Origin of the sequence: Streptomyces sp. NPDC096079 (assembly GCF_040303145.1) — a bacterium.
Lineage (GTDB): Bacteria > Actinomycetota > Actinomycetes > Streptomycetales > Streptomycetaceae > Streptomyces.
The window spans coordinates 346,445-369,701 of record NZ_JBEOST010000003.1; the positions used below are offsets into that span (position 1 = coordinate 346,445).

Here is a 23,257-nt window from a genome sequence, read left to right on the forward strand (position 1 = left end):
TTCGCTGTCGGGAACCTCGTCCGGCCAACGTAACAAACAGGTCAATCCAGCCGCAGATCGGCCAACTGCTTCTCGAAGGGGACGATCTCCTCCTCGTCGTCGCGGCGGGCGGGCCGTGCGGCGACCGTGTCCGCGAACTCCTGGCCCGCCCGGGTGATCCGGGCCGGCAGTCCGTCCGTGTACGCGTCGCCGCCCGTGCCCCAGTCCTCCGAGGCCGCGTAGACGGCGGTGGGGACGACGAGGGCCCGCAGATAGGCGAAGAGCGGCCGCAGGGCGTGGTCGAGGACGAGCGAGTGGCGGGCGGTCCCGCCGGTCGCGCCGATGAGGACGGGCGTGCCGGTCAGCGCGGCCGGGTCGATCAGGTCGAAGAAGGACTTGAAGAGTCCGCTGTAGGAGGCGGTGAAGACGGGGGTCACCGCGATGACGCCGTCCGCCGACGTCACCGTGTCGATCGCCTCCTGGAGCGCGGCCGACGGGAAGCCGGTGACGAAGTTCTTCGCGATGTCGACGGCCAGGTCCCGCAGCTCGACGACCTGGACGTCGACGGCGTACTCCTGCTCGGCCAGCCGGTACCGGGCCGCCTGGAGCAGCCGGTCGGCGAGCAGCCGGGTGGAGGAGGGCGCGCTGAGTCCGGCGGACACGGCGACCAGCTTCAGCGTCTGCATGGCGTCAGTTCTCCTTCGTGGCGACGGCGGGGTGGAGCGGGGCGGTCTCCGGTACGCCGGCGGGCCGCAGGTTCGCGAACTCCTTGCGCAGCACCGGGACGACCTCCTCGCCGAGGATGTCGAGCTGTTCCAGGACCGTCTTGAGGGGCAGTCCGGCGTGGTCGACGAGGAAGAGCTGGCGCTGGTAGTCGCCGACGTACTCGCGGAAGGACAGGGTGCGTTCGATGACCTCCTGCGGGGAGCCGACGGTCAGCGGGGTCTCGCGGCTGAACTCCTCCAGGCTCGGACCGTGGCCGTAGACCGGCGCGTTGTCGAAGTACGGGCGGAACTCCCGTACCGCGTCCTGCGAGTTCTTCCGCAGGAAGACCTGGCCGCCGAGGCCGACGATGGCCTGCTCGGGGGTGCCGTGGCCGTAGTGCGCGTACCGCTGGCGGTAGAGCCGGACCATCTTCTCGGTGTGCTGCTTGGGCCAGAAGATGTGGTTCGCGAAGAAGCCGTCGCCGTAGTAGGCGGCCTGTTCGGCGATCTCGGGGGAGCGGATGGAGCCGTGCCAGACGAAGGGCGGGACGCCGTCGAGCGGGCGCGGGGTGGACGTGAAGCCCTGGAGCGCGCTGCGGAACTTGCCCTCCCAGTCGACCACGTCCTCCCTCCACAGCTTGTGGAGGAGTGCGTAGTTCTCGATGGCGAGCGGGATGCCCTGGCGGATGTCCTGGCCGAACCACGGGTAGACCGGGCCGGTGTTGCCGCGGCCCATCATCAGGTCCACGCGGCCGTCGGCGAGGTGCTGGAGGGTCGCGTAGTCCTCGGCGATCTTCACCGGGTCGTTGGTGGTGATCAGGGTGGTCGAGGTGGACAGGATCAGCTTCTCCGTGCGGGCGGCTATGTGCCCGAGGAGCGTGGTCGGGGAGGACGGGACGAACGGCGGGTTGTGGTGCTCGCCGGTCGCGAAGACGTCGAGTCCGACCTCCTCGGCCTTGAGCGCGATCGCGACGGTGTCCTTGATGCGCTCGTGCTCGGTGGGGGTGCGGCCGGTGGTGGGGTCGGTCGTCACGTCGCCGACGGTGAAGATCCCGAACTGCATCGTGCTCACCTCTCGCGTTCCTGGTTAGTGGTTGAAGCTTAAACTATCTGCTCCAACGGCGCGACCCCCTCCTCTATTCCGGCCCCCGACCAGCACTCCCGTAGAGTCCCGGACGTGAATGCGATATCGGTCGTCGGAATCGGCGCGGACGGCTGGGACGGACTCCCCGAGAGCTCCCGCCGCGTCCTGCGCGCCGCCGAGGTCCTCATCGGCGCCCCCCGCCAGCTCGGCCTGCTGCCCCCCGCCGACTGCCCCGGCGAGCGCGTCACCTGGCCCTCCCCGCTCCGCCCCGCCGTCCCCGGCCTGCTCGCCGCCCACGAAGGGCGCCGCGTCGCCGTCCTCGCCAGCGGCGACCCCCTCTTCCACGGCATCGGCAGGACCCTCGCCGAGCTCGTCGGCCCGGACCGCCTCGACGTCCGGCCGCACCCGTCCTCCGTCTCGTACGCCTGCGCCCGCCTCGGCTGGCCCCTGGAGGCCACCGAGACCGTCTCCCTCGTCGCCCGGCCGCTCGACGCACTCACCGCCGCCCTCCACGACGGGCGCCGGCTCCTCCTGCTCGGCGAGGGCCCCGACAGCCCCGCGCGGGTCGCGGCGCTGCTGCGCGAGCGCGGCTGGGGCGGCACCCGGATCCGGGTGCTGGAGCAGCTCGGCGGCCCCGCCGAGCGGATTCTCGACGCCACCGCCGCCGACTGGCCGTACGAGCGCGCCGACGCCCTCCACGTCCTCGCCCTCGACTGCGTGCGCGACCCGGACGCGCTCCGGCTCGGCACGACGCCCGGTCTCCCCGACGAGGCGTACGAGCACGACGGCCAGCTCACCAAGCGGTACGTGCGCGCCGCCACCCTCGCCGCCCTCGCCCCCGCCCCCGGCGAACTGCTCTGGGACGTCGGCGGCGGCTCCGGCTCCATCGGCGTCGAATGGATGCGCGCCCACCGCACCTGCCGGGCGATCGCCGTCGAGAAGTCCCCCGAGCGGGCCGCCCGCATCGCGCGCAACGCCGACGCCCTGGGCGTGCCGGGCCTGCGCGTCGTCACGGGCCCGGCCCCCGAAGCGCTGACCGGTCTGCCCGCCCCGGCCGCGGTCTTCGTCGGCGGCGGCCTCACCGCCCCCGGCCTGCTCGACACCTGCTGGGACGCGCTGCCGCCCGGCGGCCGGCTCGTCGCCAACACCGTGACGCTGGAGTCCGAGGCGCTGCTCGCCCGGTGGTACGGCCGCCACGGCGGCGAACTGGTCCGGCTGGCCGTCTCCACCGCCGTGCCCGTCGGCGGCTTCACCGGCTGGCGCCAGGCCATGCCCGTCACGCAATGGTCCGTAACGAAGGGTTCTCACGACTCATGACCGTCTACTTCATCGGCGCGGGCCCCGGCGCGGCCGACCTCATCACCGTGCGCGGCGCGCGGACCCTCGCCACGTGCGGGGTCTGCCTCTACGCCGGCTCCCTCGTCCCCACCGAACTCCTCGCCGAGTGCCCGCCGGACGCGAAGCTCGTCGACACGGCTCGGCTCGACCTGGACCGGATCGTCGCCGAGATCGTCGCGGCCCACGAGGCGGGCCAGGACGTGGCCCGGCTGCACTCCGGCGACCCGTCGGTCTTCAGCGCGGTCGCGGAGCAGATGCGGCGCCTGGACGCGGTGGGCATCCCGTACGAGGTCGTGCCGGGCGTCCCGGCGTTCGCGGCGGCGGCCGCCGCGCTGAAGCGGGAGCTCACCGTGCCCACGGTCGGCCAGACGGTGATCCTCACCCGCATCGCCCAGCAGGCCACCCCGATGCCGGAGGGCGAGGACCTCGCGACTCTCGGCCGCAGCGGCGCCCTGCTCGTCCTGCACCTGGGGGCGCGGTACGTCGACCGCATCGTCTCCGAACTCGTCCCGCACTACGGCGCGGACTGTCCGGCGGCGGTCGTCGCGATGGCCAGCCGCCCGGACGAGGTGGTCCTGCGCGGCACCCTCGACGACATCGCGGAGCAGGTGAAGGCCGCGGGCATCACCAAGACGGCGGTCATCATCGTGGGCCGCACGCTGGCGGCGTCGGAGTTCCGCGACAGCCACCTGTACGACCCGGCGCGGGACCGCCACACCTGCTGACGGCCCCGTCCGGGGCCCGGCGCCTCAGGCGTTGGGCCGCTTGCCGTGGTTGGCCTTCTTCTTCTTGCGGGCCCGCTTCTTGTTGCCGCGCTTCGCCATGGGACTTCCTCTCGCTCGGGACGGGGAACCCTGCCGGGGCCAGCCTAGGAGCGGGGCCGTGGTGCCGCACCTCGGTGCCAGGGGCTTGAATGGCCCCGTGACCGTCTACGACGTGGCCCGGGCGCTGCCGGGCATCGAGGAACTGCGCGACCACTCCCGGGGGCTCGCGATGCTGGACGCCGTCCTGAGCCCGGAGTGGGAGAGCCGGTACTACTCCTTCGACGCGCACTGGTCCCGGACCGAGCAGCTGGCGTCGATGCGGGACGGCTCGGGCGGTGAGTACACGATCGTCCTCTCCCCCGCCGGGGCGTTCGCCCGCGTCTTCGACCACGAGTCGCCGCTGAGCCCCTTCGGGCCGCTCGCGGACGGGCAGACCTGGCCCGGGGTCCTCGACGGCGTCCCGGAGGCCTTCCGGGAGTACCTGACGGAGCCCGCGTTCACCGACGAGGACGGGGTGCACGTGACCACCGCCTGTCTGTGGCGCGAGACGAAGGACGAGGCCTGGCACACGGGCCCCGTCGACTTCCCCGACCTGGACGGCCACGAGGACCCCGACGGCTCCGGCCGCTTCCTGCGCCTGCTCGTCGACCGCTCCGCGGAGGCGTACACCGCGTTCGCCGAGGACTACTACGGGCGCCCGGTCGACCGGGACGCCGTACGCCACGTCCTGGCCCTGCGCCCGCTGACCCCGCAGGTGGTGGCGGCCCTCAACCCGGACGTGACCCTCGCCGACCTGGCGGAGGACCTGGCGGAGACCGGCTACCCGACGGCCTGACGTCCGCCCGCCCACTCCGGCGCCAGCACCGACATCACCGTCGCGTCCACCCGCTCCCCCTCCCACAGCAGAGCGCCCCGCAGGACGCCCTCCGGGCGGAAGCCCGCCTTCTCGTAGGCGCGGCGGGCGCGGGGGTTGAAGGCGTACACCTCCAGCCAGATCCGGTACAGGCCGAGCGCCTCGAAGCCGTGTCCGACGATCAGCCGGGTCGCCTCCGTGCCCAGGCCCCGGCCGACGGCGTCCGGGACGAAGGCGATCCGGAAGGCGCAGCTCTCGTTGCCGGGGTCCCACTCGTTGAGGACGGCCTCGCCGACGACCCGGCCGGTCGCCCGCTCGACGACGGCGAGGTCGAGCCGGTCGTCCCGCGCGCCCCGGGAGCCGTACCAGGTCAGGAGGGCCGCCTCGTCGAACCGCGTGTGGCCGCCGGTGAGCCGGGTGATCTCCGCGTCCTCGAACAGGGGCAGCAGCGCGGGGACGTCGGCCTCGGTGACGGGCCGGAGGACCACCAGGTCACCGGTGAGGGTCGGCTTGTGCGAGAAGTCGCTCATCCCCGGATTCTCGGCGGGTGCTCACGGCGCTGTCATGCGGATTACGGCCCCGCCGGCGACGACCGGCCCACGACCGTCCCCGCGCGGTCGATGCAGATCACGTCCACCGTGACCGGCGCGCCGCGCAGCACGGCCAGGGCCTCGTCGCGGGCACGGGTGGCGACCAGGTCGCCGAGGGGGACGGCGGCGGCCTCGCAGAGGCGGAGGGCGGCGAGGCCCGTGTTGGCGGCGGCGATCTCCGCGGCCAGGGCCTCGGACGCGCCGCCGGTGCGGGCCAGGCCGGCGAGGAAGGACTTGTCGACCTGGGAGCGGGCCGAGTGGAGGTCCAGATGGCCGGCGGCCAGCTTGGAGAGCTTGGCGAAGCCGCCGCAGACCGTGAGCCGGTCGACGGGGTGGCGGCGGATGTACTTGAGGACGGCGCCCGCGAAGTCGCCCATGTCGAGGAGCGCGATCTCCGGCAGGTCGTAGATGCCCGTGACGGTGCGCTCCGACGTCGAGCCCGTGCAGCCCGCGACGTGGGTGAGGCCGCCCGCGCGGGCCACGTCGACGCCCCGGCGGATGGAGTCGATCCAGGCGGAGCAGGAGTACGGCACGACGACGCCGGTCGTGCCGAGGATCGACAGGCCGCCGAGGATGCCGATGCGGGGGTTCCAGGTGGAGCGGGCGATCTCGGCGCCGCCGTCGACGGAGACGGTGATCTCGACGTCGCCGCCGCCGCCGTGCCGGGCGGCGACCTCCGCCACGTGCTCCCGCATCAGCTGCCGGGGGACCGGGTTGATCGCCGGTTCGCCGACGTCCAGGGGGAGGCCCGGGAGGGTGACCGTGCCGACGCCCTCGCCCGCGCGGAACACGACGCCCGAGCCCGCCGGCAGGAGCCGTACCGTCGAGCGGATGACGGCCCCGTGCGTGACGTCCGGGTCGTCGCCCGCGTCCTTGACGACGGCGGCCATCGCCGAGCCGTCGGTGAGGGCCTCGGCGGTCAGCGCGAAGGACGGCGTCTGCCCCTTCGGCAGGGTGATCGTCACCGGGTCGGGGAAGTCGCCGGTCAGCAGCGCGGTGTACGCGGCGGTGGTGGCCGCCGTCGCGCAGGCACCGGTCGTCCAGCCCGGGCGGAGGCCGGTGTGCTTGAGTTGGGCCTCACGCCCGCCGCCTGAAGTCACGAAGAGGCTCCTGTGCACGTACTCATTCTCGGCGGGACCACCGAGGCCCGCGCCCTCGCCGGACTGCTGCACGGCCGGGCCCGGGTCACCAGCTCCCTCGCGGGGCGGGTGGCGAGCCCGCGGCTGCCCGTCGGGGAGGTCCGGATCGGCGGCTTCGGCGGACCGGAGGGGCTCGCCGCGTGGCTGCGGGAGCACGCCGTGGACGCGGTCATCGACGCCACCCATCCCTTCGCCGAGCGGATCAGCTTCAACGCGGCCCGGGCGGCCGCCACCGCCCATGTTCCCCTGCTGGCGCTGCGCCGTCCCGGCTGGGTCCCGGTGGACGGCGACGACTGGCGGTCGGTGGCGTCCCTGGAGGAGGCCGCCCGGAGCCTGGACGGTCTCGGCGACCGGGTGTTCCTGACGACGGGCCGCATGGGCCTGGCGGCCTTCGAGGCCTGCCCGCAGTGGTTCCTGGTCCGCTCGGTGGACGCCCCGGACACCGCGGCGCCGGCCCGCACCGAGCTCCTGCTGGACCGGGGTCCCTTCACCCTGGAGGGCGAGCGGGAGCTCCTGGCCCGGCACCGGATCGACGTCGTGGTGACGAAGGACAGCGGCGGCGCGGCGACCGCCCCCAAGCTGACGGCGGCCCGCGAGGCGGGCGTCCCGGTCGTGCTGGTCCGCCGTCCCCCGGTCCCGGACGGCGTGACGACGGCGACCTCCCCGGAGGAGGCCGCCGCCTGGGCGGCTACTCGGCCGGGGGCGTCCCGAGCTCGGTGACCTCGGCCCAGTCCAGGCCCGGGTCCGTCACGTCGAGCAGGTTCTCCCACCGGTCCACGGCGATCACGCCGTACATCACGGTCTCGCCGTCCGGCACGGCCGGATGCAGGAACGAGGTGGCGTCCTTGGAGAGGTACTCGACGCGGTGCGCGAGCCAGACGACGCCGCCGTCGCCGTCGTCGTACGGCTCGGCCCGGAAGACCTCGTACCGCTTGAGGTCGGGCTCCGTGCTCGCGTCCCACTCGACCAGCACGCCGTCTTCCCGGGGCGTGGCCCGGACGCCGGTGACGGGGGCCGGGGCGACCAGGTCGCCCTCGGTCGTGATGACCGCCTCGGCGGAGGCGGGGGACTCGTGGCCTGCCCGGTCGACCGCCGTCACCGTGTACCGGTAGGTCGTGCCGTGCCAGACGGCGTGCATGTCGGTGTAGGCGGTTCCGGTGGCGGTGCCGAGGGGGCTGCTGCCGCCGTTGCGGTAGATCCTGTACGAGACCACGTCGGTGTCCGCGGGAGCGGTCCAGCGCAGGGTGTGCTGCCGTACCGCGTTGGAGCTGTCCACCACCGTCAGGCCCGTGGGCGCCCCCGGCGCGTGGTCGCCGCGCGTGGTCGTGACGGCGGTGCGGGGCGAGGTGTTGCCGGCGGCGTCGACGGCCGAGACCCAGTAGGTGTAGCCCGTCCGCTCGGCGGCGGTGGTGTCCTTCCAGGTGGCGGCGGTGACGCCGGACGCGACCTGCGCGACGGGGTCGGCGGTGCCGGTGCGCTGCCGGTGCACGGTGTACGTCGCGGCGCCCGCGACGGGCTGCCACGCGAGGACGACGCCGCCGTCGCCGTCGGTCGCGGTGACGCCGGCGGGGGCGGCGGTCGGGGTCCTGTCCACGGACAGCACGGTCAGGTCGGCGCCGCCGGGCGACTCGTTGCCGGCCCGGTCGACGGCGCGGAGCTCGTACAGGTACGTCTGGCCGGTGGGCGGCGGGGAGTTCACGAACGAGGTGGTCGTGACCGCGGCGGTGGCGCTGCTGACCCTGGCCCAGGCGGCGGAGGTGCCGAGGCGCCGGTAGACGCGGTAGCCGGCGAGGTCCATCTCCTTGTTGGCGGCCCACTTCAGGGTGGCCCTGCCGAGCGTGCGGTCGTACGCGACGGAGGCGCCGGCCGGTGCCAGCGGGCGGACCTTGTCGTAGGTCGCCGAGGTGACGGGCGCGTAGCCGAACTTCACGTTCGCCGCGCCCGTCCACGTCGCGTAGGACACGACGAGGGTGTGCCGGCCGGCGGGGACGGCGAGGCCGACCGTCTTCCTCTGGGTGGTGGAGACGTTCTTCCACAGGTCGATCCTGCGGACGCCGTCGAGGGTGACGCGGATGCCGTCCTGCGCCTCGGCGGTGAAGGTGAACGGGCCGCCGGAGCCGAAGTCCCGGGTGACGGACCAGCGGACGGAGAAGTTGTCCTTCGGCAGCGTGACGCCGGGCGGGTCGCCGAGGCCGTAGTTCTCGGAGATCGCGAGGTCGCAGGTGGTGAGCTTCGGCGTGCCGGTGAGGGTGGTGTTGGCGAAGTACTCCGCCTTCCACACCGGGGACGCGCAGGTGACGGCCGCTGAGGCCGGGCCGGCGGTCAGCAGACCGCTGGAGGCGGCGAGGGCGGCCGTGGTGGCCAGCGCGCTCAGCCGGTGACGAGTCAGCACAGGAAGGGGCCCTTTCCGGACCGGATGTGAGGCAGGTGAAACGGGGGAACGCCTGTGTGACTCACGAGGTGGGGGCAGGGTTGTCCCCGCCCCCACCTCGGATCTCAGCCGTAGCGCCGAGGGGTCCACGTGATCGTGCGGCCGTCGCCCCGTTCGGCCGTGCGGGTCTGCGAGGAGCCGATCAGCAGGAGGGTGCGCATGTCGACCTCGGAGGGGTCCAGGGTCTTCAGGGTGAGGATCCGGACCGACTGTTCCGGGCCGCCGACGTCGCGGGCGACGACCACCGGCGTCTCCGGAGCGCGGAGTTCCAGGAGGAGGTCGCGGGCGGCGGCCACCTGGTGCGTGCGGGACCTGGAGCCCGGGTTGTAGAGGGCGATGACCAGGTCGGCGGCCGCCGCCGCGCGGAGCCTGGCCTCGATGACGTCCCAGGGCTTGAGGCGGTCGGAGAGGGAGATCGTCGCGTAGTCGTGGCCGAGGGGGGCGCCCGCGGCGGCGGCGGCCGCGTTCGCCGCGGTCACCCCGGGCAGGACCCGTACGGGCACGTCCGCGTAGGCCGGTTCGCAGGCGACCTCCAGGACGGCGGTCGCCATGGCGAAGACGCCCGGGTCGCCGCCGGAGACGACCGCCACCCTGTGCCCGCGCCGCGCGAGGTCGAGGGCGAACTCGGCGCGCTCGGACTCCACCTTGTTGTCGGAGCCGTGGCGGATCTGCCCGGGGCGGAGGACCGGGACGCGGTCGAGGTACGTCGTGTAGCCGACGAGGACGTCGGCGTTGACGAGGGCGCCGCGCGACTCGGGGGTGAGCCAGGGCGCCCCGGCGGGGCCGGTGCCGACGACGGTGACCTCGCCCGTCTCCCGTACGGGGGGCTCCTGGTCGACGCGGGAGGGCAGGACGGCGACGGAGAAGTACGGCACCGAGGACGGGTCCACGTCACTGAGCCTCTCCGTGCGCTCGCCCGTCATGAACGCGCGCTCCACGTACCGCGCGTCCTCCAGGCGGCCCGCCCGCTCCAGCGCCCGCCGCACGGTCGGGAAGGTGCGGCCGAGCTTCATCACGACCGCCGAGTCGGTGCCCGCGAGGCGGGCCGTCAGCTCGTCCTCCGGCAGCGTGCCGGGGATGATCGTGAGGACCTCCTCCGCCTCGCACAGCGGCTCGCCGAGCCGGGCGGCGGCGGCGCTGACCGAGGTCACGCCGGGGATGACGGTGGTGTCGTAGCGGTCGGCGAGCCGCTTGTGCATGTGCTGGTACGAGCCGTAGAAGAGCGGGTCGCCCTCGGCGAGCACGGCGACGGTGCGGCCGGCGTCGAGGTGGGCGGCGAGGCGGGCCGAGGCCTCCTCGTAGAAGTCGTTCAGCGCGCCCCGGTAGCCGCCCGGGTGGTCCGTGGTCTCCACCGTGAGCGGGTACATCAGCCGCTCCTCGACGTGGTTCTCGCGGATGTGCTCGGCGGCGATGGAGCGGGCTATGGACCGGCCGTGGCGGGCCGAGTGGTAGGCGATGACGTCGGCCGAGGCGATGGCCCTGACGGCGGCGACGGTCATCAGGTTCGGGTCGCCGGGGCCGAGGCCGACCCCGTACAGCTTTCCGGTCACGGTCGTCATGCCTGGATCTCCGCTTCGTGGGCGAGGGCGTTGAGCGCGGCGGCCGTCATCGCGCTGCCGCCGCGCCGGCCCCGCACGACCAGGTAGTCGAGGCCGAGGGTGTTCTCGGCCAGGGCGTCCTTGGACTCGGCGGCGCCGATGAAGCCGACGGGGATGCCGAGGACGGCGGCCGGCTTCCCGGCGCCCTTCGCGATCATCTCCAGGAGGTGGAAGAGGGCGGTCGGCGCGTTGCCGATGGCGACGACGGACCCTTCGAGGCGGTCGCGCCACAGTTCGAGGGCGGCGGCGGAGCGGGTGGTGCCGAGTTCGGCGGCGAGACCGGGGACGGCCGGGTCGGACAGGGCGCAGAGGACCTCGTTGTCGGCGGGCAGCCGCTTGCGGGTGACGCCGCTGGCGACCATCTGGGCGTCGCAGAGGATGGGCGCGCCGGCCTGGAGGGCGGCGCGGGCGTTCGCGACGACCCGGGGGGAGTACGCGATGTCCTGCACGAGGTCGGTCATGCCGCAGGCGTGGATCATCCGGACCGCCACCTGGGCGACGTCGGCGGGCAGGTCCGCGAGGTCCGCCTCGGCGCGGATCGTGGCAAAGGACCGGCGGTAGATCTCCGTCCCGTCCTTCTCGTAGTCGAACATCCTGGTGCTCTCGCTCATCTCGTCGTGCGGGCCTTGGTCACTGCTTCGGGCAGGGCGGTACGGGAGGTGGGGACGCCGTCCACCAGGTAGCTGTCGTCGCCGGTGGCGAGGACGTCGACCCAGGTGCCGCGCGGGTGGCCGCAGCGGCGCGCGCAGCCGGAGAAGTGCACGGGCAGCGGGCCCGGGGGCGCGGCGAGGGCGTCCGCCCGGACGTCCGCGAGGGACTTGGCGCAGCCGGGGCGTCCGGTGCAGGCGGTGACCCGGGCGCCGGGCGCGTCGGCGCGGGTGATCAGGCCGTGGGCCTCCAGGGCCGGGAGCGCCCCGGGGGCCGTCACCGCGACCACCCCGCGCCACGGGGTGAGCCGGAGTTCGCCGGCTCCGTCGGTCAGGGCCCGCAGCTGGGCGGCGGTGAGCCGGCCGAGCGGGGCGAGGACGTGCAGGGCGCGGTCGCCGAGCGGCCCCGGCGCGGGCGGCGGGGACACGGCGAGCGCGGGTACGGGTACGGGCTCCGCCGTGATGCCGGCCTCCGCGAGCGCCCCGGCCCAGTCGGGCACGTGCGTCTCGGGCAGCTCGTGCGGGCGCCAGGCCCCGGTCCCGGCGGCCTCGCTCGCGTTCAGGAACGCGAGGGCGGCGGCGAGGGCGGCCCTGACGGCGTCGGCTGCGGCGAGGAGGAAGGCCCGGGAGCCGAGGAGCAGCCGGACGGATCCGTTCCGTCCTGCGATCAAGCTCACATCGCCGCCGAGCCCGGCGACGTCCCCGCGCCCGTCGTCCAGGACGAACAGGAACCGTCCCGAAAGGGACGCCGCCCGCGGCTCGGCGCACAGGGCCGCGTCCAGGTCGCGGGCCCACAACTGCACGTCGGCGTGCCCGAGTCCGTCGAGTCCCGCCCCGGGCGAGGCCACGATGTTGCGGACGCGCTCGTGGGTGGGGGAGGGCAGCAGGCCCGCCCCGGCCAGCAGGGACGCGAGGTCCGCCCCGCAGTCCTCGGAGAGGCCGCGCAGCTCGGCGTTGCCGCGCGAGGTGATGCTGATGCGCCCGTCGCCGAGCGTCTCGGCCGCTCGGGCGAGGACCTCGGCCTGAGGGGGCGTCAGGCGTCCTGCGGGCAGGCGCAGTCGGGCCAGGCGTCCGTCGTCGGCGGGGTGCAGGCGCAGCGCCCCGGGGCAGGCGTCGCCACGGTCCCGTACGCGAACGTCGCCCGGTGCGGGCGTCGGGGGCGGGGTGGGCGGCATGGCGGCGAGCATACCCACGGGGAACCGCCCGGCCACCGGGTGTGATCCGGTCGACCCCGCCGCTCCCTGGGGCCCGCCGACGTCACGATCTAGGATGCAGATCGGCATGGGGTCCCAGGACCCCGGGGAGGAAGCCCGGTGAGAATCCGGCGCGGTCCCGCCACTGTGAGCCCGCACCCGCGGGTGAGTCAGGAACTCCCGTCGTCCATCTGACCACCCGGGGCGCGGACAACCCCGAGGAAGGCCTGAGCTCGCCATGCTCCTGCTGCTGTCGCACTCCGACACCGACCTGCTCAGCGCCCGCGCGGCCGGAGGGCCGGTGGAGTACCGCTTCGCCAATCCCTCCCGGCTCCCCCTCGCCGACCTCCCGGCCCTGCTCGACGGCGTCGACCTGGTCGTCGTCCGGCTCCTCGGCGGCGTCCGCTCCTGGCAGGAGGGCCTGGACACGATCCTGGCCGCCGGGAAGCCGGTCGTCGTGCTCAGCGGCGAACAGGCCCCCGACGCCCAGCTGATGGAGGCCTCCACCGTCCCGGTCGGCGTCGCCACCGAGGCGCACGCCTATCTGGCGCACGGCGGCCCGGCCAACCTGGAGCAGCTGGCCCGCTTCCTCTCCGACACGGTCCTGCTCACCGGCCACGGCTTCGAGGCCCCGGCCGCCGCGCCCACCTGGGGCCCGCTGGAGCGGACCGCGAAGGACACCGACGGCCCGACCGTCGCCGTGCTGTACTACCGCGCCCACCACATGAGCGGGAACACCGCCTTCGTCGACGCCCTGTGCCGGGCGGTCGAGGACGCGGGCGCGCGGGCCCTCCCGCTGTACGTGGCGTCCCTGCGGGCGCCCGAGGCGGAGCTCGTCGAGACGCTGCGCACGGCCGACGCGATCGTCACCACCGTCCTCGCGGCGGGCGGCACCAAGCCGGCCGAGGCGCAGGCCGGCGGCGACGAGGAGGCCTGGGACGCGGGTGCGCTCGCCGCGCTCGACGTGCCGATCCTCCAGGCCCTGTGCCTGACCGGCTCCCGGTCCGCGTGGGAGGAGAACGACGAGGGCCTGTCCCCGCTGGACGCCGCGAGCCAGGTCGCCGTGCCGGAGTTCGACGGCCGCCTCATCACCGTCCCGTTCTCCTTCAAGGAGATCGACGCCGACGGTCTGCCCGCGTACGTCGCCGACGCCGAGCGCGCGGCCCGCGTCGCCGGGATCGCCGTCCGGCACGCCCGGCTCCGCCACATCCCGAACGCCGAGAAGCGGCTGGCGCTCGTCCTCTCCGCGTACCCGACGAAGCACTCCCGCATCGGCAACGCGGTCGGTCTCGACACCCCCGCCTCCGCCGTCTCGCTGCTGCGCCGGCTCATGGCGGAGGGGTACGACTTCGGGCCCGCCGACGACCTCCCCGGTGTCGTCTCCGGAGACGGCGACGAGCTGATCTACGCCCTCATCGAGGCCGGCGGCCACGACCAGGACTGGCTGACCGAGGAGCAGCTCGCGAAGAACCCGGTCCGCATCCCGGCCGCCGACTACAAGCGCTGGTACGCGACGCTGCCCGCCGAGCTCCGCGAGCAGGTCGAGGAGCACTGGGGCCCGGCGCCCGGCGAGATGTTCCTCGACCGGTCCCGCAACCCGGAGGGCGACATCGTCCTCGCCGCCCTGCGGCGCGGGAACCTGCTGGTCCTCATCCAGCCGCCGCGCGGCTTCGGCGAGAACCCGATCGCGATCTACCACGACCCCGATCTCCCGCCGTCCCACCACTACCTGGCCGCCTACCGCTGGATCGCCGCACGCGCCGAGGACGGCGGCTTCGGCGCCGACGCCATGGTCCACCTGGGCAAGCACGGCAACCTGGAGTGGCTGCCCGGCAAGAACGCCGGCCTGTCCGCCGCCTGCGGCCCCGACGCGGCCCTTGGCGACATCCCGCTGATCTACCCGTTCCTGGTCAACGACCCGGGCGAGGGCACCCAGGCCAAGCGGCGCGTCCACGCGACCCTGGTCGACCACCTGGTGCCGCCGATGGCCCGCGCCGACTCGTACGGCGACATCGCGCGCCTGGAGCAGCTGCTCGACGAGTACGCGCAGATCTCCTCCATGGACCCGGCGAAGCTGCCCGCGATCCGCGCCCAGATCTGGACCCTGATCCAGGCCGCCAAGCTCGACCACGACCTCGGTCTGGAGGAGCGCCCGGAGGACGACGGCTTCGACGACTTCCTGCTGCACGTCGACGGCTGGCTGTGCGAGGTCAAGGACGCCCAGATCCGCGACGGGCTGCACGTCCTCGGCGGCGCCCCGGAGGGCGAGGCCCGGGTCAACCTGGTCCTGTCCATCCTGCGCGCCCGCCAGATCTGGGGCGGCACGCAGGCGCTGCCCGGTCTGCGCGAGGCCCTCGGCCTGGACGAGTCGGCGGCGACCCGCACCACCGCCGACGAGGCGGAGGCGAAGGCCCGCGAGCTGGTCGAGGCGATGGAGGAGGCGGGCTGGTCCGCGGACGCGGTCCCGGCGGTCGCCGCCGCGTACGGCTCCGAGGTCCAGGCCGTGCTGCGCTTCGCCTGCGAGCAGGTCGTGCCGCGCCTCGCCGCCACCACCGACGAGCTGGCGCACGCCGTGCACGCCCTGAACGGCGGCTTCGTCCCGGCGGGCCCGTCCGGCTCCCCGCTCCGGGGCCTGGTCAACGTCCTGCCGACCGGCCGCAACTTCTACTCCGTCGACCCGAAGGCCGTGCCGTCCCGGCTGGCCTGGGAGACCGGCCAGGCGCTCGCCGACTCGCTGCTCACGCGCTACCGCGACGACAACGGCGCGTGGCCGACCTCGGTCGGTCTCTCCCTGTGGGGCACGAGCGCGATGCGCACGGCCGGCGACGACGTCGCCGAGGCGCTCGCGCTGCTCGGCGTCCGTCCGCTGTGGGACGAGGCCTCGCGCCGGGTGAACGGCCTGGAGGCGATCCCGCTCGCCGAGCTCGGCCGTCCGCGCGTCGACGTGACGCTGCGCATCTCGGGCTTCTTCCGGGACGCGTTCCCGCACGTCATCGGGCTCCTCGATGACGCCGTGCGGCTCGTGGCGGGCCTGGAGGGCGAGTCCGCCGAGGACAACCACGTCCGGGCGCACGCGCAGGCCGACCTCGCCGAGCACGGCGACGAGCGGCGCGCCACCACCCGTATCTTCGGCTCGCGCCCCGGCACGTACGGCGCGGGCATCCTCCAGCTGATCGACTCGCGGGACTGGCGCACGGACGCCGACCTGGCCGAGGTGTACACGGTGTGGGGCGGGTACGCGTACGGGCGGGGGCTCGAAGGCCGCCCGGCGCGCGCCGAGATGGAGACCGCGTACAAGCGGATCGCGGTGGCCGCGAAGAACACGGACACCCGCGAGCACGACATCGCCGACTCGGACGACTACTTCCAGTACCACGGCGGCATGGTCGCGACCGTCCGCGCGCTCACGGGCACGGCCCCGGAGGCGTACATCGGCGACTCGACCCGCCCGGAGACCGTCCGCACCCGCACGCTCGTCGAGGAGACCTCCCGGGTCTTCCGGGCCCGCGTCGTCAACCCGCGCTGGATCGAGGCGATGCGCCGCCACGGCTACAAGGGCGCGTTCGAGCTGGCGGCGACCGTCGACTACCTCTTCGGGTACGACGCGACGACGGGTGTCGTCGCCGACTGGATGTACGACAAGCTGACGCAGGAGTACGTCCTCGACGAGACGAACCAGGCCTTCCTGAAGGAGGCCAACCCGTGGGCCCTGCACGGCATCGCCGAGCGGCTCCTGGAAGCCGAGTCGCGCGGCATGTGGGAGAAGCCGGACCCGGAGACCCTGGCGGCCCTGCGCCAGGTGTTCCTGGAGACGGAGGGCGACCTCGAAGGCCCCGAGGACGAGGACTAGGCGTCCGACGAGGGCCGGTTCCCGTCCGGGGAACAGGCCTTCACGAGGGCCGGTTCCAGTGCCAGGGACCGGCCCCGGTACCCCTCCCGCAGTCGCCGGTCGTGGCTGACCACGATCAGCGTGCCCCGGTACCGGGCGAGCGCGGCCTCCATCTCCTCCACCAGACCGGGGGCCAGGTGGTTGGTCGGCTCGTCGAGGAGGAGCAGATCGGCCGGTTCGGTGACGAGGCGTGCCAGTTCGAGTTTCCGGCGCTGTCCTGTCGACAGGTACCGGACCGGGGTCTTCAGGTCCCCGGCGGAGAAGAGACCCAGGGCGAGCAGCTCGTCCGTGCGGTCCGCTCCGAAGGCCTCGCTCACCGTACGGGGGTCGGTGGGCGGGGCCGTCTCCTGACGGAGCATGCCCACCCGGGCGGGCGCCTTCACCGTGCCCGCGTCCGGGACGAGTTCGCCCGCGAGCACCTTCAGGAGGGTGCTCTTCCCGGCGCCGTTCGGCCCGGTGACCAGGAGCCGCTCGCCCGCGTCGAGGTGCAGGGCGTCGAGCCGGAGCCGGCCGTCCACGCGGATGCCGGCGAGGTCGACGGGCGCGCCCTCGCCGTCGATCGCCGCGTGGAAGCGGAGGGCTTCCGGGGGTGCGGGCACGGGGTGGTCGGTGAGTCGGGCGAGCCGCTCGCGGGCGGCCCGGATCCTGCTCATCGCGCCGTGCGCGCGTGACCGGGCCCGGAAGGCGCCGGCCCCGCTGAACGCGGCCGGGGCCTTGCGGGGGATCGCGGAGAAGCGGTCGATGTGGGTGTCGGCGAGCGTCCGGTGGCGGGCGGTCTCGGCCTTCCACTCCTCGTGCTCCCGCTGTCTGCGGGCCCGTTCGGCGGCGCGTCCGGCGAGGTAGCCGGGGTAGCCGTCGCCGTACCGGCGCACGGTGTGGCGGTCCTCGTCGACCTCCAGGACGCCGGTGGCGACCCGGTCGAGGAAGGCCCGGTCGTGGGAGACGGCGACGACCGTGCCCCGGTGGGCGCGCAGCCGGTCCTCCAGCCAGGCGACGGCCTCGTCGTCGAGGTCGTTGGTGGGTTCGTCGAGCAGCAGCAGTTCGGGTTCGGCGGCGAGGACGGCGGCCAGGGCGAGCCGTGAGCGCTGACCGCCGGAGAGGGTCCCGAGCGGCCGGGCGCGGTCGAGCGGGCCGGGCTCGCCGAGCCGCCGGAGGACCGTCTCGACGCGCCGGTCGGCCCCGGCTCCGCCCCGCGCCTCGTAGGCGGCGAGCAGTCGGGCGTATCCGTCGAGGTCGCCGGTGGCGGCCAGCTCCGTCTCGGCCGTACGGATCGCCCGCTCCAGGTCCCGGACGTCGGCGAGCGCGTGGTCGACGGCGTCGCCGACGGTCGCGTCCGCGGGGAGGCCGAGGGTCTGGGCGAGGTGGCCGAGGCCGCCGGGGGCGTCGACGGTCACGGTGCCGGCGTCGGGGGTCTCCTGGCCGGCGAGGAGCCGGAGGAGGGTGGACTTCCCGGAGCCGTTGTCGCCGACGACGCCGAGGCGTTCGCCGGGGCGGACGGTGAGGGAGACCCGGTCGAGCACGGTCCGGTGCTGTACGTACCGGTCGTCGTAGCGCTTGGTGACGTCGGTGAACAGGGCACGGAACAAGGGCGACCTCCTGACCTCGGGGACAAGGACCCAGCAGCGATACGAGACGTCTCGTCTCGCTTGCATGAAGGTACGCCGCCCCCGCCCCCTTCGCAAGACGTTCCGTCTCGCGATTTCGGGGCCGGGTTCAGGCCGACGCGACGCGCAGCAGCAGCGCGGCCACGGGGAGCACGGTGAGGACCACGGCCGGCGCCATCGCGTAGTCCTTCGCCCGCAGGTGGGTGATCACGGCGCCGGCGAAGTAGAGGATCACGCCGACCGCCGCCGCCCCGCCGATCGCCGGCACGGCGAGCCCCGCCAGCAGGCCGATCGCGCCGGCCGCCTTCGCGGTCGCGAGCCAGGGCAGCCAGGACTCCGGCACGTCCAGCTTGGTCATGTTGCCCACGATCTGCGGGTTGCGGGTGAAGGTCATGACGGCGGAGGCGGAGAGCGCGAAGGCGAGCAGTGCGGCGACGACGGCATAGCCGATGAACATGGGGAGGCTCCAATGGTCCGAGTGGCTCAATCGTTGAACGATATCAACGATTGTCCTCGCTCCACAATGGAGCCGCTGTTACGGTGGGTGCATGGCAGCTCTCCCGTCCGACCGCCTCGGTTTCCTCCTCTCCTTCCGCGGCGAGCTCACCGGCGCGCGCATCCGTGCCGCCCTGGGCGTCGCGGGACTGCACCCGAGGAACGCGATGACGCTGATGCAGCTCGCGCCCGGGGCGATGAGCCAGCGGGACCTGGCCGCGGCGATGGAGGTGGACCCCAGCCAACTGGTCTCGATCCTCAACGAGTTGGAGGCGGACGGGCTCGCCGAGCGACGGCGCGACCCCGCCGACCGGCGCCGTCACATCGTGGAGATCACCGAGGCCGGCGCGGCCGCCCTGGGACGGGTCGACGCGGCCGTCAGCGAGGCGGAGCGCCAGCTCTTCGGCGACCTGACCGAGGCCGAACAGGCCGTGCTGCGGGGCCTCCTGGACCGGGTCGTGGTGGACGCTGCCGACCATGAGTGCGGCGAGTAGGACGTGTAGGTCGTCTCCGCGGGACCGGTGAGCCGCGATCGTCGCGTCGCGGCCGATGAGTTCCGGTGGGGCCGGGGGTCCACCCCCTGACAGGCCCACCACCGAGGAGATCACCATGGCCGAGACCGACACCCGCACCCTGGACACCGTCGGCGCGACCCTGCGCTACGACGTGCGCCCCGGCACCGGGACCGACGAGCGGCCCCTGCTGCTGATCGGTTCCCCCATGGACGCCGGCGGCTTCACCACCCTCGCCTCCCACTTCGCCGACCGGACCGTCGTGACGTACGACCCGCGCGGGGTGGCCCGCAGCGAGCGCACCGACGGCGCCGCGGAGACCCGGCCCGAGGAGCACGCCAACGACCTGGCCCGGCTGATCGAGGCGCTCGGCGCCGGACCGGTCGACGTCTTCGCGAGCAGCGGCGGCGCGGTCAACGCCCTGGCCCTGGTGGCAGGCCGCGGCGACCTGGTGCACACGCTCGTCGCGCACGAGCCGCCGACGGCGCAGGTCGTCCCGGACCGGGAGGCGGCGCTCGGGATGTGCGCGGACGTCCACGCGACCTATCTGCGGGAGGGCTGGGGCCCCGCGATGGCGAAGTTCCTCGCGCTGACGATGCGGCAGGGCGAGATCCCGGCGGACTGGGCGGAGGAGCCCGCCCCCGCCCCGGCCGCGTTCGGCCTGCCGGCCGAGGACGACGGTTCGCGCGGCGACCCGCTGCTCGGGCAGAACATGCGCGGCTGCACGTCCTACCGGCCCGACTTCACCGCGCTGCGCGCCGCGCCGACCCGGATCGTGATCGCCGCGGGCAAGGAGTCCGAGGGCACGTTCGCCGCGCGCGCCGCGGTCGGCGTCGCCGAGGGGCTCGGCACCCCGCTCGCCGTCTTCCCGAGCCACCACGGCGGCTTCCTGGGCGGCGAGTTCGGACAGCAGGGCGCCCCGGCGGAGTTCGCCGAGGCGCTGCGGGCGGCGCTGGCCTGATTCCGCTACTTCCGGGCGGCGGCGGTCTTCGCGGCGGCGGAGTTCACGGCCGCCGCCGCGTCGACGTTCCCCAGGCCCAGTTTGAGCAGCTGCCCCGGGTTCGCGGCCGTGTCGCGGATCGTCTGCATGATCGCGGCCGGGGCCAGGCCCTGGTGGTGCAGGAGCGCGGCCACGGCGGAGACGTACGGCGAGGCCATCGAGGTGCCGGACAGCTTCCCGTACCCCGAGCCGTTCTTCAGGGTCTCCTTCGTCGTGTACGTCGGGAGCGTCGAGAGGATGTCCACGCCCGGGGCCGAGACGGCGTTCCGCGCGCCGAAGTTGGTGAAGGAGGCCGGCCGTCCGCTCTCGTCGGCGGCGTTGACCACCAGGACCGGGGTGTCGACCTTGTACGGCTGGAGCGCGGTGGAGTCGTTGCCCGCGGCGGCGACGACGACCGCGCCCTTGCCGTTGGCGTGCGTGATGGCCTGGTTGAGGACACCGCCCTTGAGGAGCCGGGCCATCAGCCCGGACTCGCCGAGGGAGAGGTTGATGACGTCGGCGCCGTGGTCGGCGGCCCAGACGATCCCCTTGGTGATGTTCTCGTTGCTGCCGCTGCCGTCGGCGCCGAGCACCCGGACCGGCATGATCTTGGCGCCGCCGGCCCCGCCCGCGCCCCCGATGCCGTTGCCGGTGTGGGCGGCGGCGATGCCGGAGACGTGGGTGCCGTGCCCGTTGAGGTCCTTCGGCTGGTCGTCGCCGTCCACGAAGTCGTATCCGGCGACGAGCCGGCCCTTGAGGTCGGGGTGGTCGAGGTCGACGCCGGTGTCGACGACCGCGATGACGGTGTCCTGGCCCGTGGACGTCTTCCAGGCGTCCGGCAGCTTCAGCGCGTCGATGCCCCACTGCTGGGCGCGCAGCGGGTCCGGCTCGTCGTCGTCGCCGCAGCCGGTGACGAGCCCGGCGGTGAGGGCGGTGAACGCGGTGAAGGCGGCAAGGGTGACGGACCGGCGGCGCATGAAGATCTCCCCATTCGTCTGCGTTTGACCCAGTGAACAGCCGGTTCGCACGCCCCGCATCTCGAAGATCCTCTCCGTCAATCCGCATTGTTCTAGTAGAGTGCGAACAAGGGAGGTTTTCATGAACCGTGCTGCCACGCCTCGTCTCCGCGCGCTCGCCGCGCTGCCCTTCGCCCTCGCGCTCACCGCCCATCTGCTGGTCCTCGCCCTCGGGTACGACCGGCTCCCCGACCCCCTCGCCACCCACTTCGGCGGCGGAGGCCGCGCCGACGGCTTCACCGGCCGCGCCGCGTTCACCGTGATCAGTACGGCCCTGCTGCTCGGCCTCGGGGCCGGCTGGACGCTCCTCGTCCGCCGCACCGCCCTGTGGGGCGCCTGGGCGACCGCCGGCTTCACCGGCGCGCTCCTCGTCCTCCTGGTCCGGGACAACCTCGACGCGGGCGACGCGGCCCTGGTCTCCTCGCCCCTCGCGAACCTCACCCTCGCGGCGGCCGTCGCGGCCCTCTTCGCCGCCGCCGGCCTCGCCCTGACCCGGCTCGTCCCGCCGGCACCCGCCGAGGCGCCCACCGCCTCCGTGCCCCGGCTCCCGCTCGGCGCGAGCGAGGTCGCCGGCTGGACCCGCTCCACCGGCTCCCGGCCGCTCACCGCCCTCGCGGTGCTCGCCCTCGTCGCCGCACCGGCCGTCCTGCTCCTCGCGCCCTGGCCGGGCGCCCTGCTCGGACTGCTCGGCCTCGTCGTCGGCGTGCCCGGACTCGCCCTGGCCCGCGTCCGGGTCACCGTCGACCGCCGCGGCCTCACCGTCCGCCCCGCCCTCGCCGCCCGGCCCCGCATCCGGGTCCCGCTCGACGAGGTCGCGGAGGCCGGCGTCCGGGACCTCGACGCCATGGGCGACTTCGGCGGCTGGGGCTACCGGGTCCGGGCCCACCGCACGGGCGTGGTGCTGCGGTCCGGCGAGGCGCTCGTCGTACGGCGGTCCGGCGGGCGCGAGTTCGCCGTCACCGTTCCCGACGCGCGGACCGCCGCCGCCCTCCTCAACACCCTCGCCGAACGGCATGGGAAGGTCTGACCGTGCTCTTCCGTGTCGACCCGGCCTCCGCCGTGCCCCTCGGCGACCAGATCGCCGCCTGCGTCCGGGGCGCCCTCGCCGACGGCTCCGCCGCCCCCGGCGAGCGGCTCCCGGCCGCCCGGGAACTCGCCGACTCCCTCGGCGTCAACGTCCACACCGTGCTCCGCGGCTACCAGCGGCTCCGCGAGGAGGGCCTGATCGAACTCCGCCGGGGCCGCGGCGCCCTGATCGTCCCGGGCGCCACCGCCCCGGACCGCGCCCGCCTGGTCTCCCGCCTGCGGGAAGCGGCTGCGGAGGCCCGGGAGCTGGGCCTGACGGAGGAGGAGTTCCTGAACCTGGCGCGCACGAGCCTGGGATGGTCGGGCGGCGTGACGGAGACGCCGGTGCCCCGGGAGTCGTCCCGTGCCGGAGACCGGCGTCAGCCCAGTTCCCGGACCGGGGTCCCCGTCAGGAACGCCTCGACGTCCTCGACCGCCTCGCCGAAGTAGCGAGCGTAGTTGCCCTCCGTCACGTAGCCCAGATGGGGCAGCGCGAGGACGTTCGGGAGGGCTCTGAGCGGGTCGTCGCCGGGCAGCGGCTCCGTCTCGTACACGTCCAGGCCCGCCCCCGCGATCCACCCCTCCCGCAGCGCCCGCAGCAGCGCGTCGCCGTCGACGAGACCCGCACGGGAGGTGTTGACGAGGTACGCGGAGGGGCGCATCGCCCGCAGCTCGGGCTCCCCGATCAGGCCTCGGGTGCGGTCGGAGAGCACCAGGTGCAGGGAGACGAAGTCGCTGCCCGCGAGCAGGTCCCGCCGGTCCTTCGCGAGCCGTACGCCGTGCTCGGCGGCCCGCTCCTCCGTCAGGTTCGGGCTCCACGCGGTCACGTCCATGCCGAAGGCGAGGCCGATCCGGGCCACCCGGCCGCCGATCTTGCCGAGGCCGACGAGGCCGAGCGTACGGCCCGCGAGGTCCGCGCCGACCGTCGACTGCCAGGGCCCGTTCTCCCGCACGGCCCGCGCCTCCGCCGGTACGTGCCGCGCGAGGCCCAGGAGGAGCGCCCAGGTCAGTTCGGTGGGCGGTTCGGGGCTGCTGGCGGTGCCGCAGACCGTCACGCCGCGCGCGCGGGCCGCGGCGACGTCGATCGAGGCGTTGCGCATGCCGGAGGTGACGATCAGCCGGAGCCGGGGGAGGCGGCCGAGGAGCTCCGCGTCGACCGGGGTCCGCTCCCGCATCACCACGAGGATCTCGCAGTCGTGGACGGCGGCGACGAGTTCCTCCCGGTCCGTCAGGTGCTCGCGCAGCACGCGGACGTCCACGCGGTCCGCGAGCGGGCTCCAGTCGGCGGAGGCGAGGGCGACGCCCTGGTAGTCGTCGAGTACGGCACAGCGCAGCTTCATGACCGCATGATCGCGTACACCCGCATGCACCGCCCAG

21 protein-coding genes, 1 pseudogene and 1 riboswitch are annotated in these 23,257 nt (G+C 74.4%); of the genes and pseudogenes, 9 read left to right on the forward strand and 13 right to left on the reverse strand.

Going from position 1 to position 23,257, the window contains the following annotated elements:
• Positions 1-41: 41 nt before the first annotated feature.
• The gene (locus tag ABTY59_RS09015) at positions 42-665 is read right to left on the reverse strand and encodes an FMN reductase (RefSeq protein WP_352018227.1); all 624 of its coding nucleotides are present in this window, start codon (positions 663-665) and stop codon (positions 42-44) included.
• 4 nt (positions 666-669) lie between these two features.
• On the reverse strand, positions 670-1,746 hold the full coding sequence (locus ABTY59_RS09020; protein ID WP_352018508.1) for an LLM class flavin-dependent oxidoreductase: 1,077 nt from the start codon (positions 1,744-1,746) through the stop codon (positions 670-672).
• A gap of 114 nt (positions 1,747-1,860) precedes the next feature.
• Between ABTY59_RS09020 and cbiE the strand changes: the two genes are divergently transcribed.
• Positions 1,861-3,084: a precorrin-6y C5,15-methyltransferase (decarboxylating) subunit CbiE gene (cbiE, locus tag ABTY59_RS09025; protein WP_352018228.1), complete on the forward strand. Its 1,224-nt coding sequence runs from the start codon at positions 1,861-1,863 to the stop codon at positions 3,082-3,084.
• The gene (gene cobM / locus ABTY59_RS09030) at positions 3,081-3,830 is read left to right on the forward strand and encodes a precorrin-4 C(11)-methyltransferase (RefSeq protein ID WP_352018229.1); all 750 of its coding nucleotides are present in this window, start codon (positions 3,081-3,083) and stop codon (positions 3,828-3,830) included. Before cbiE ends, cobM begins: the two co-directional genes overlap by 4 nt.
• A gap of 24 nt (positions 3,831-3,854) precedes the next feature.
• Here cobM and ABTY59_RS37640 read toward each other — a convergent pair whose 3' ends face one another.
• On the reverse strand, positions 3,855-3,929 hold the full coding sequence (locus ABTY59_RS37640) for a 50S ribosomal protein bL37 (protein WP_099895366.1): 75 nt from the start codon (positions 3,927-3,929) through the stop codon (positions 3,855-3,857).
• 97 nt (positions 3,930-4,026) lie between these two features.
• On the opposite strand from ABTY59_RS37640, the gene ABTY59_RS09035 reads away from it, so the two are divergent.
• Entirely contained in the window at positions 4,027-4,704 is a 678-nt protein-coding gene (locus tag ABTY59_RS09035) for a hypothetical protein (protein ID WP_352018230.1), read from the forward strand.
• Here the strand turns inward: ABTY59_RS09035 and ABTY59_RS09040 are convergent.
• Entirely contained in the window at positions 4,689-5,252 is a 564-nt protein-coding gene (locus ABTY59_RS09040; protein WP_352018231.1) for a GNAT family N-acetyltransferase, read from the reverse strand. The two genes, ABTY59_RS09035 and ABTY59_RS09040, sit on opposite strands and share 16 nt — an antisense overlap.
• Positions 5,253-5,293: 41 nt before the next feature.
• Positions 5,294-6,412 carry a cobalt-precorrin-5B (C(1))-methyltransferase gene (locus ABTY59_RS09045; RefSeq protein ID WP_352018232.1) on the reverse strand — a complete coding sequence of 373 codons (1,119 nt, stop codon included), beginning with the start codon at positions 6,410-6,412 and terminating at the stop codon, positions 5,294-5,296.
• A gap of 12 nt (positions 6,413-6,424) precedes the next feature.
• Here ABTY59_RS09045 and ABTY59_RS09050 point away from each other — a divergent pair, with 12 nt between their 5' ends.
• Complete coding sequence (locus ABTY59_RS09050) at positions 6,425-7,171, forward strand: cobalt-precorrin-6A reductase (RefSeq protein WP_352018233.1); 747 nt, start codon at positions 6,425-6,427, stop codon at positions 7,169-7,171.
• On the opposite strand, the gene ABTY59_RS09055 is transcribed toward ABTY59_RS09050, so the two are convergent.
• The 4 genes from ABTY59_RS09055 to ABTY59_RS09070 form a co-directional block, all read right to left on the reverse strand.
• The gene (locus ABTY59_RS09055) at positions 7,140-8,843 is read right to left on the reverse strand and encodes a fibronectin type III domain-containing protein (RefSeq protein WP_352018234.1); all 1,704 of its coding nucleotides are present in this window, start codon (positions 8,841-8,843) and stop codon (positions 7,140-7,142) included. The two genes, ABTY59_RS09050 and ABTY59_RS09055, sit on opposite strands and share 32 nt — an antisense overlap.
• Positions 8,844-8,947: 104 nt before the next feature.
• Complete coding sequence (locus ABTY59_RS09060; RefSeq protein WP_352018235.1) at positions 8,948-10,441, reverse strand: precorrin-2 C(20)-methyltransferase; 1,494 nt, start codon at positions 10,439-10,441, stop codon at positions 8,948-8,950.
• The gene (locus ABTY59_RS09065; protein WP_352018236.1) at positions 10,438-11,091 is read right to left on the reverse strand and encodes a precorrin-8X methylmutase; all 654 of its coding nucleotides are present in this window, start codon (positions 11,089-11,091) and stop codon (positions 10,438-10,440) included. Before ABTY59_RS09065 ends, ABTY59_RS09060 begins: the two co-directional genes overlap by 4 nt.
• The gene (locus ABTY59_RS09070; RefSeq protein WP_352018509.1) at positions 11,088-12,314 is read right to left on the reverse strand and encodes a ferredoxin-like domain-containing protein; all 1,227 of its coding nucleotides are present in this window, start codon (positions 12,312-12,314) and stop codon (positions 11,088-11,090) included. The genes ABTY59_RS09065 and ABTY59_RS09070 overlap by 4 nt, the downstream gene beginning before the upstream one ends.
• A gap of 78 nt (positions 12,315-12,392) precedes the next feature.
• A riboswitch (cobalamin riboswitch) is annotated at positions 12,393-12,520 on the forward strand.
• A gap of 38 nt (positions 12,521-12,558) precedes the next feature.
• Between ABTY59_RS09070 and cobN the strand changes: the two genes are divergently transcribed.
• The gene (cobN, locus tag ABTY59_RS09075; protein WP_352018237.1) at positions 12,559-16,170 is read left to right on the forward strand and encodes a cobaltochelatase subunit CobN; all 3,612 of its coding nucleotides are present in this window, start codon (positions 12,559-12,561) and stop codon (positions 16,168-16,170) included.
• Here the strand turns inward: cobN and abc-f are convergent.
• On the reverse strand, positions 16,167-17,795 hold the full coding sequence (gene abc-f / locus ABTY59_RS09080; protein WP_352018238.1) for a ribosomal protection-like ABC-F family protein: 1,629 nt from the start codon (positions 17,793-17,795) through the stop codon (positions 16,167-16,169). The genes cobN and abc-f overlap by 4 nt on opposite strands.
• Before the next feature lie 127 nt (positions 17,796-17,922).
• The gene (locus ABTY59_RS09085; protein WP_352018239.1) at positions 17,923-18,270 is read right to left on the reverse strand and encodes a DoxX family protein; all 348 of its coding nucleotides are present in this window, start codon (positions 18,268-18,270) and stop codon (positions 17,923-17,925) included.
• A gap of 91 nt (positions 18,271-18,361) precedes the next feature.
• Between ABTY59_RS09085 and ABTY59_RS09090 the strand changes: the two genes are divergently transcribed.
• On the forward strand, positions 18,362-18,802 hold the full coding sequence (locus ABTY59_RS09090; protein ID WP_352018240.1) for a MarR family winged helix-turn-helix transcriptional regulator: 441 nt from the start codon (positions 18,362-18,364) through the stop codon (positions 18,800-18,802).
• Positions 18,803-18,917: 115 nt separating this feature from the next.
• Positions 18,918-19,781, forward strand: coding sequence for an alpha/beta fold hydrolase (locus ABTY59_RS09095; protein ID WP_352018241.1), 864 nt, complete (start codon positions 18,918-18,920; stop codon positions 19,779-19,781).
• Positions 19,782-19,786: 5 nt separating this feature from the next.
• On the opposite strand, the gene ABTY59_RS09100 is transcribed toward ABTY59_RS09095, so the two are convergent.
• Positions 19,787-20,776, reverse strand: coding sequence for a S8 family serine peptidase (locus tag ABTY59_RS09100; protein WP_352018242.1), 990 nt, complete (start codon positions 20,774-20,776; stop codon positions 19,787-19,789).
• Positions 20,777-20,897: 121 nt separating this feature from the next.
• On the opposite strand from ABTY59_RS09100, the gene ABTY59_RS09105 reads away from it, so the two are divergent.
• Both ABTY59_RS09105 and ABTY59_RS09110 read left to right on the forward strand, forming a co-directional pair.
• The gene (locus ABTY59_RS09105) at positions 20,898-21,842 is read left to right on the forward strand and encodes a DUF1648 domain-containing protein (RefSeq protein ID WP_352018243.1); all 945 of its coding nucleotides are present in this window, start codon (positions 20,898-20,900) and stop codon (positions 21,840-21,842) included.
• A gap of 2 nt (positions 21,843-21,844) precedes the next feature.
• Positions 21,845-22,198 (forward strand): annotated as a pseudogene (locus ABTY59_RS09110) (GntR family transcriptional regulator); the annotation flags it as partial.
• A gap of 62 nt (positions 22,199-22,260) precedes the next feature.
• Here the strand turns inward: ABTY59_RS09110 and ABTY59_RS09115 are convergent.
• The gene (locus ABTY59_RS09115) at positions 22,261-23,220 is read right to left on the reverse strand and encodes a D-2-hydroxyacid dehydrogenase family protein (protein WP_352018244.1); all 960 of its coding nucleotides are present in this window, start codon (positions 23,218-23,220) and stop codon (positions 22,261-22,263) included.
• Positions 23,221-23,257: the final 37 nt, after the last annotated feature.

Excerpts from the sequence above, each read along its gene's own strand:
- ABTY59_RS09060 (WP_352018235.1), bottom strand. The coding sequence starts at position 10,441 with ATGACGACCGTGACCGGAAAGCTGTACGGGGTCGGCCTCGGCCCCGGC.
- ABTY59_RS09065 (WP_352018236.1), bottom strand. The coding sequence starts at position 11,091 with ATGAGCGAGAGCACCAGGATGTTCGACTACGAGAAGGACGGGACGGAG.
- ABTY59_RS09085 (WP_352018239.1), bottom strand. The coding sequence starts at position 18,270 with ATGTTCATCGGCTATGCCGTCGTCGCCGCACTGCTCGCCTTCGCGCTC.
- ABTY59_RS09100 (WP_352018242.1), bottom strand. The coding sequence starts at position 20,776 with ATGCGCCGCCGGTCCGTCACCCTTGCCGCCTTCACCGCGTTCACCGCC.
- ABTY59_RS09020 (WP_352018508.1), bottom strand. The coding sequence starts at position 1,746 with ATGCAGTTCGGGATCTTCACCGTCGGCGACGTGACGACCGACCCCACC.
- ABTY59_RS09115 (WP_352018244.1), bottom strand. The coding sequence starts at position 23,220 with ATGAAGCTGCGCTGTGCCGTACTCGACGACTACCAGGGCGTCGCCCTC.
- ABTY59_RS09105 (WP_352018243.1), top strand. The coding sequence starts at position 20,898 with ATGAACCGTGCTGCCACGCCTCGTCTCCGCGCGCTCGCCGCGCTGCCC.
- cobN (WP_352018237.1), top strand. The coding sequence starts at position 12,559 with ATGCTCCTGCTGCTGTCGCACTCCGACACCGACCTGCTCAGCGCCCGC.
- ABTY59_RS09015 (WP_352018227.1), bottom strand. The coding sequence starts at position 665 with ATGCAGACGCTGAAGCTGGTCGCCGTGTCCGCCGGACTCAGCGCGCCC.
- cobM (WP_352018229.1), top strand. The coding sequence starts at position 3,081 with ATGACCGTCTACTTCATCGGCGCGGGCCCCGGCGCGGCCGACCTCATC.
- ABTY59_RS09095 (WP_352018241.1), top strand. The coding sequence starts at position 18,918 with ATGGCCGAGACCGACACCCGCACCCTGGACACCGTCGGCGCGACCCTG.
- ABTY59_RS09040 (WP_352018231.1), bottom strand. The coding sequence starts at position 5,252 with ATGAGCGACTTCTCGCACAAGCCGACCCTCACCGGTGACCTGGTGGTC.
- ABTY59_RS09070 (WP_352018509.1), bottom strand. The coding sequence starts at position 12,314 with ATGCTCGCCGCCATGCCGCCCACCCCGCCCCCGACGCCCGCACCGGGC.
- ABTY59_RS09090 (WP_352018240.1), top strand. The coding sequence starts at position 18,362 with ATGGCAGCTCTCCCGTCCGACCGCCTCGGTTTCCTCCTCTCCTTCCGC.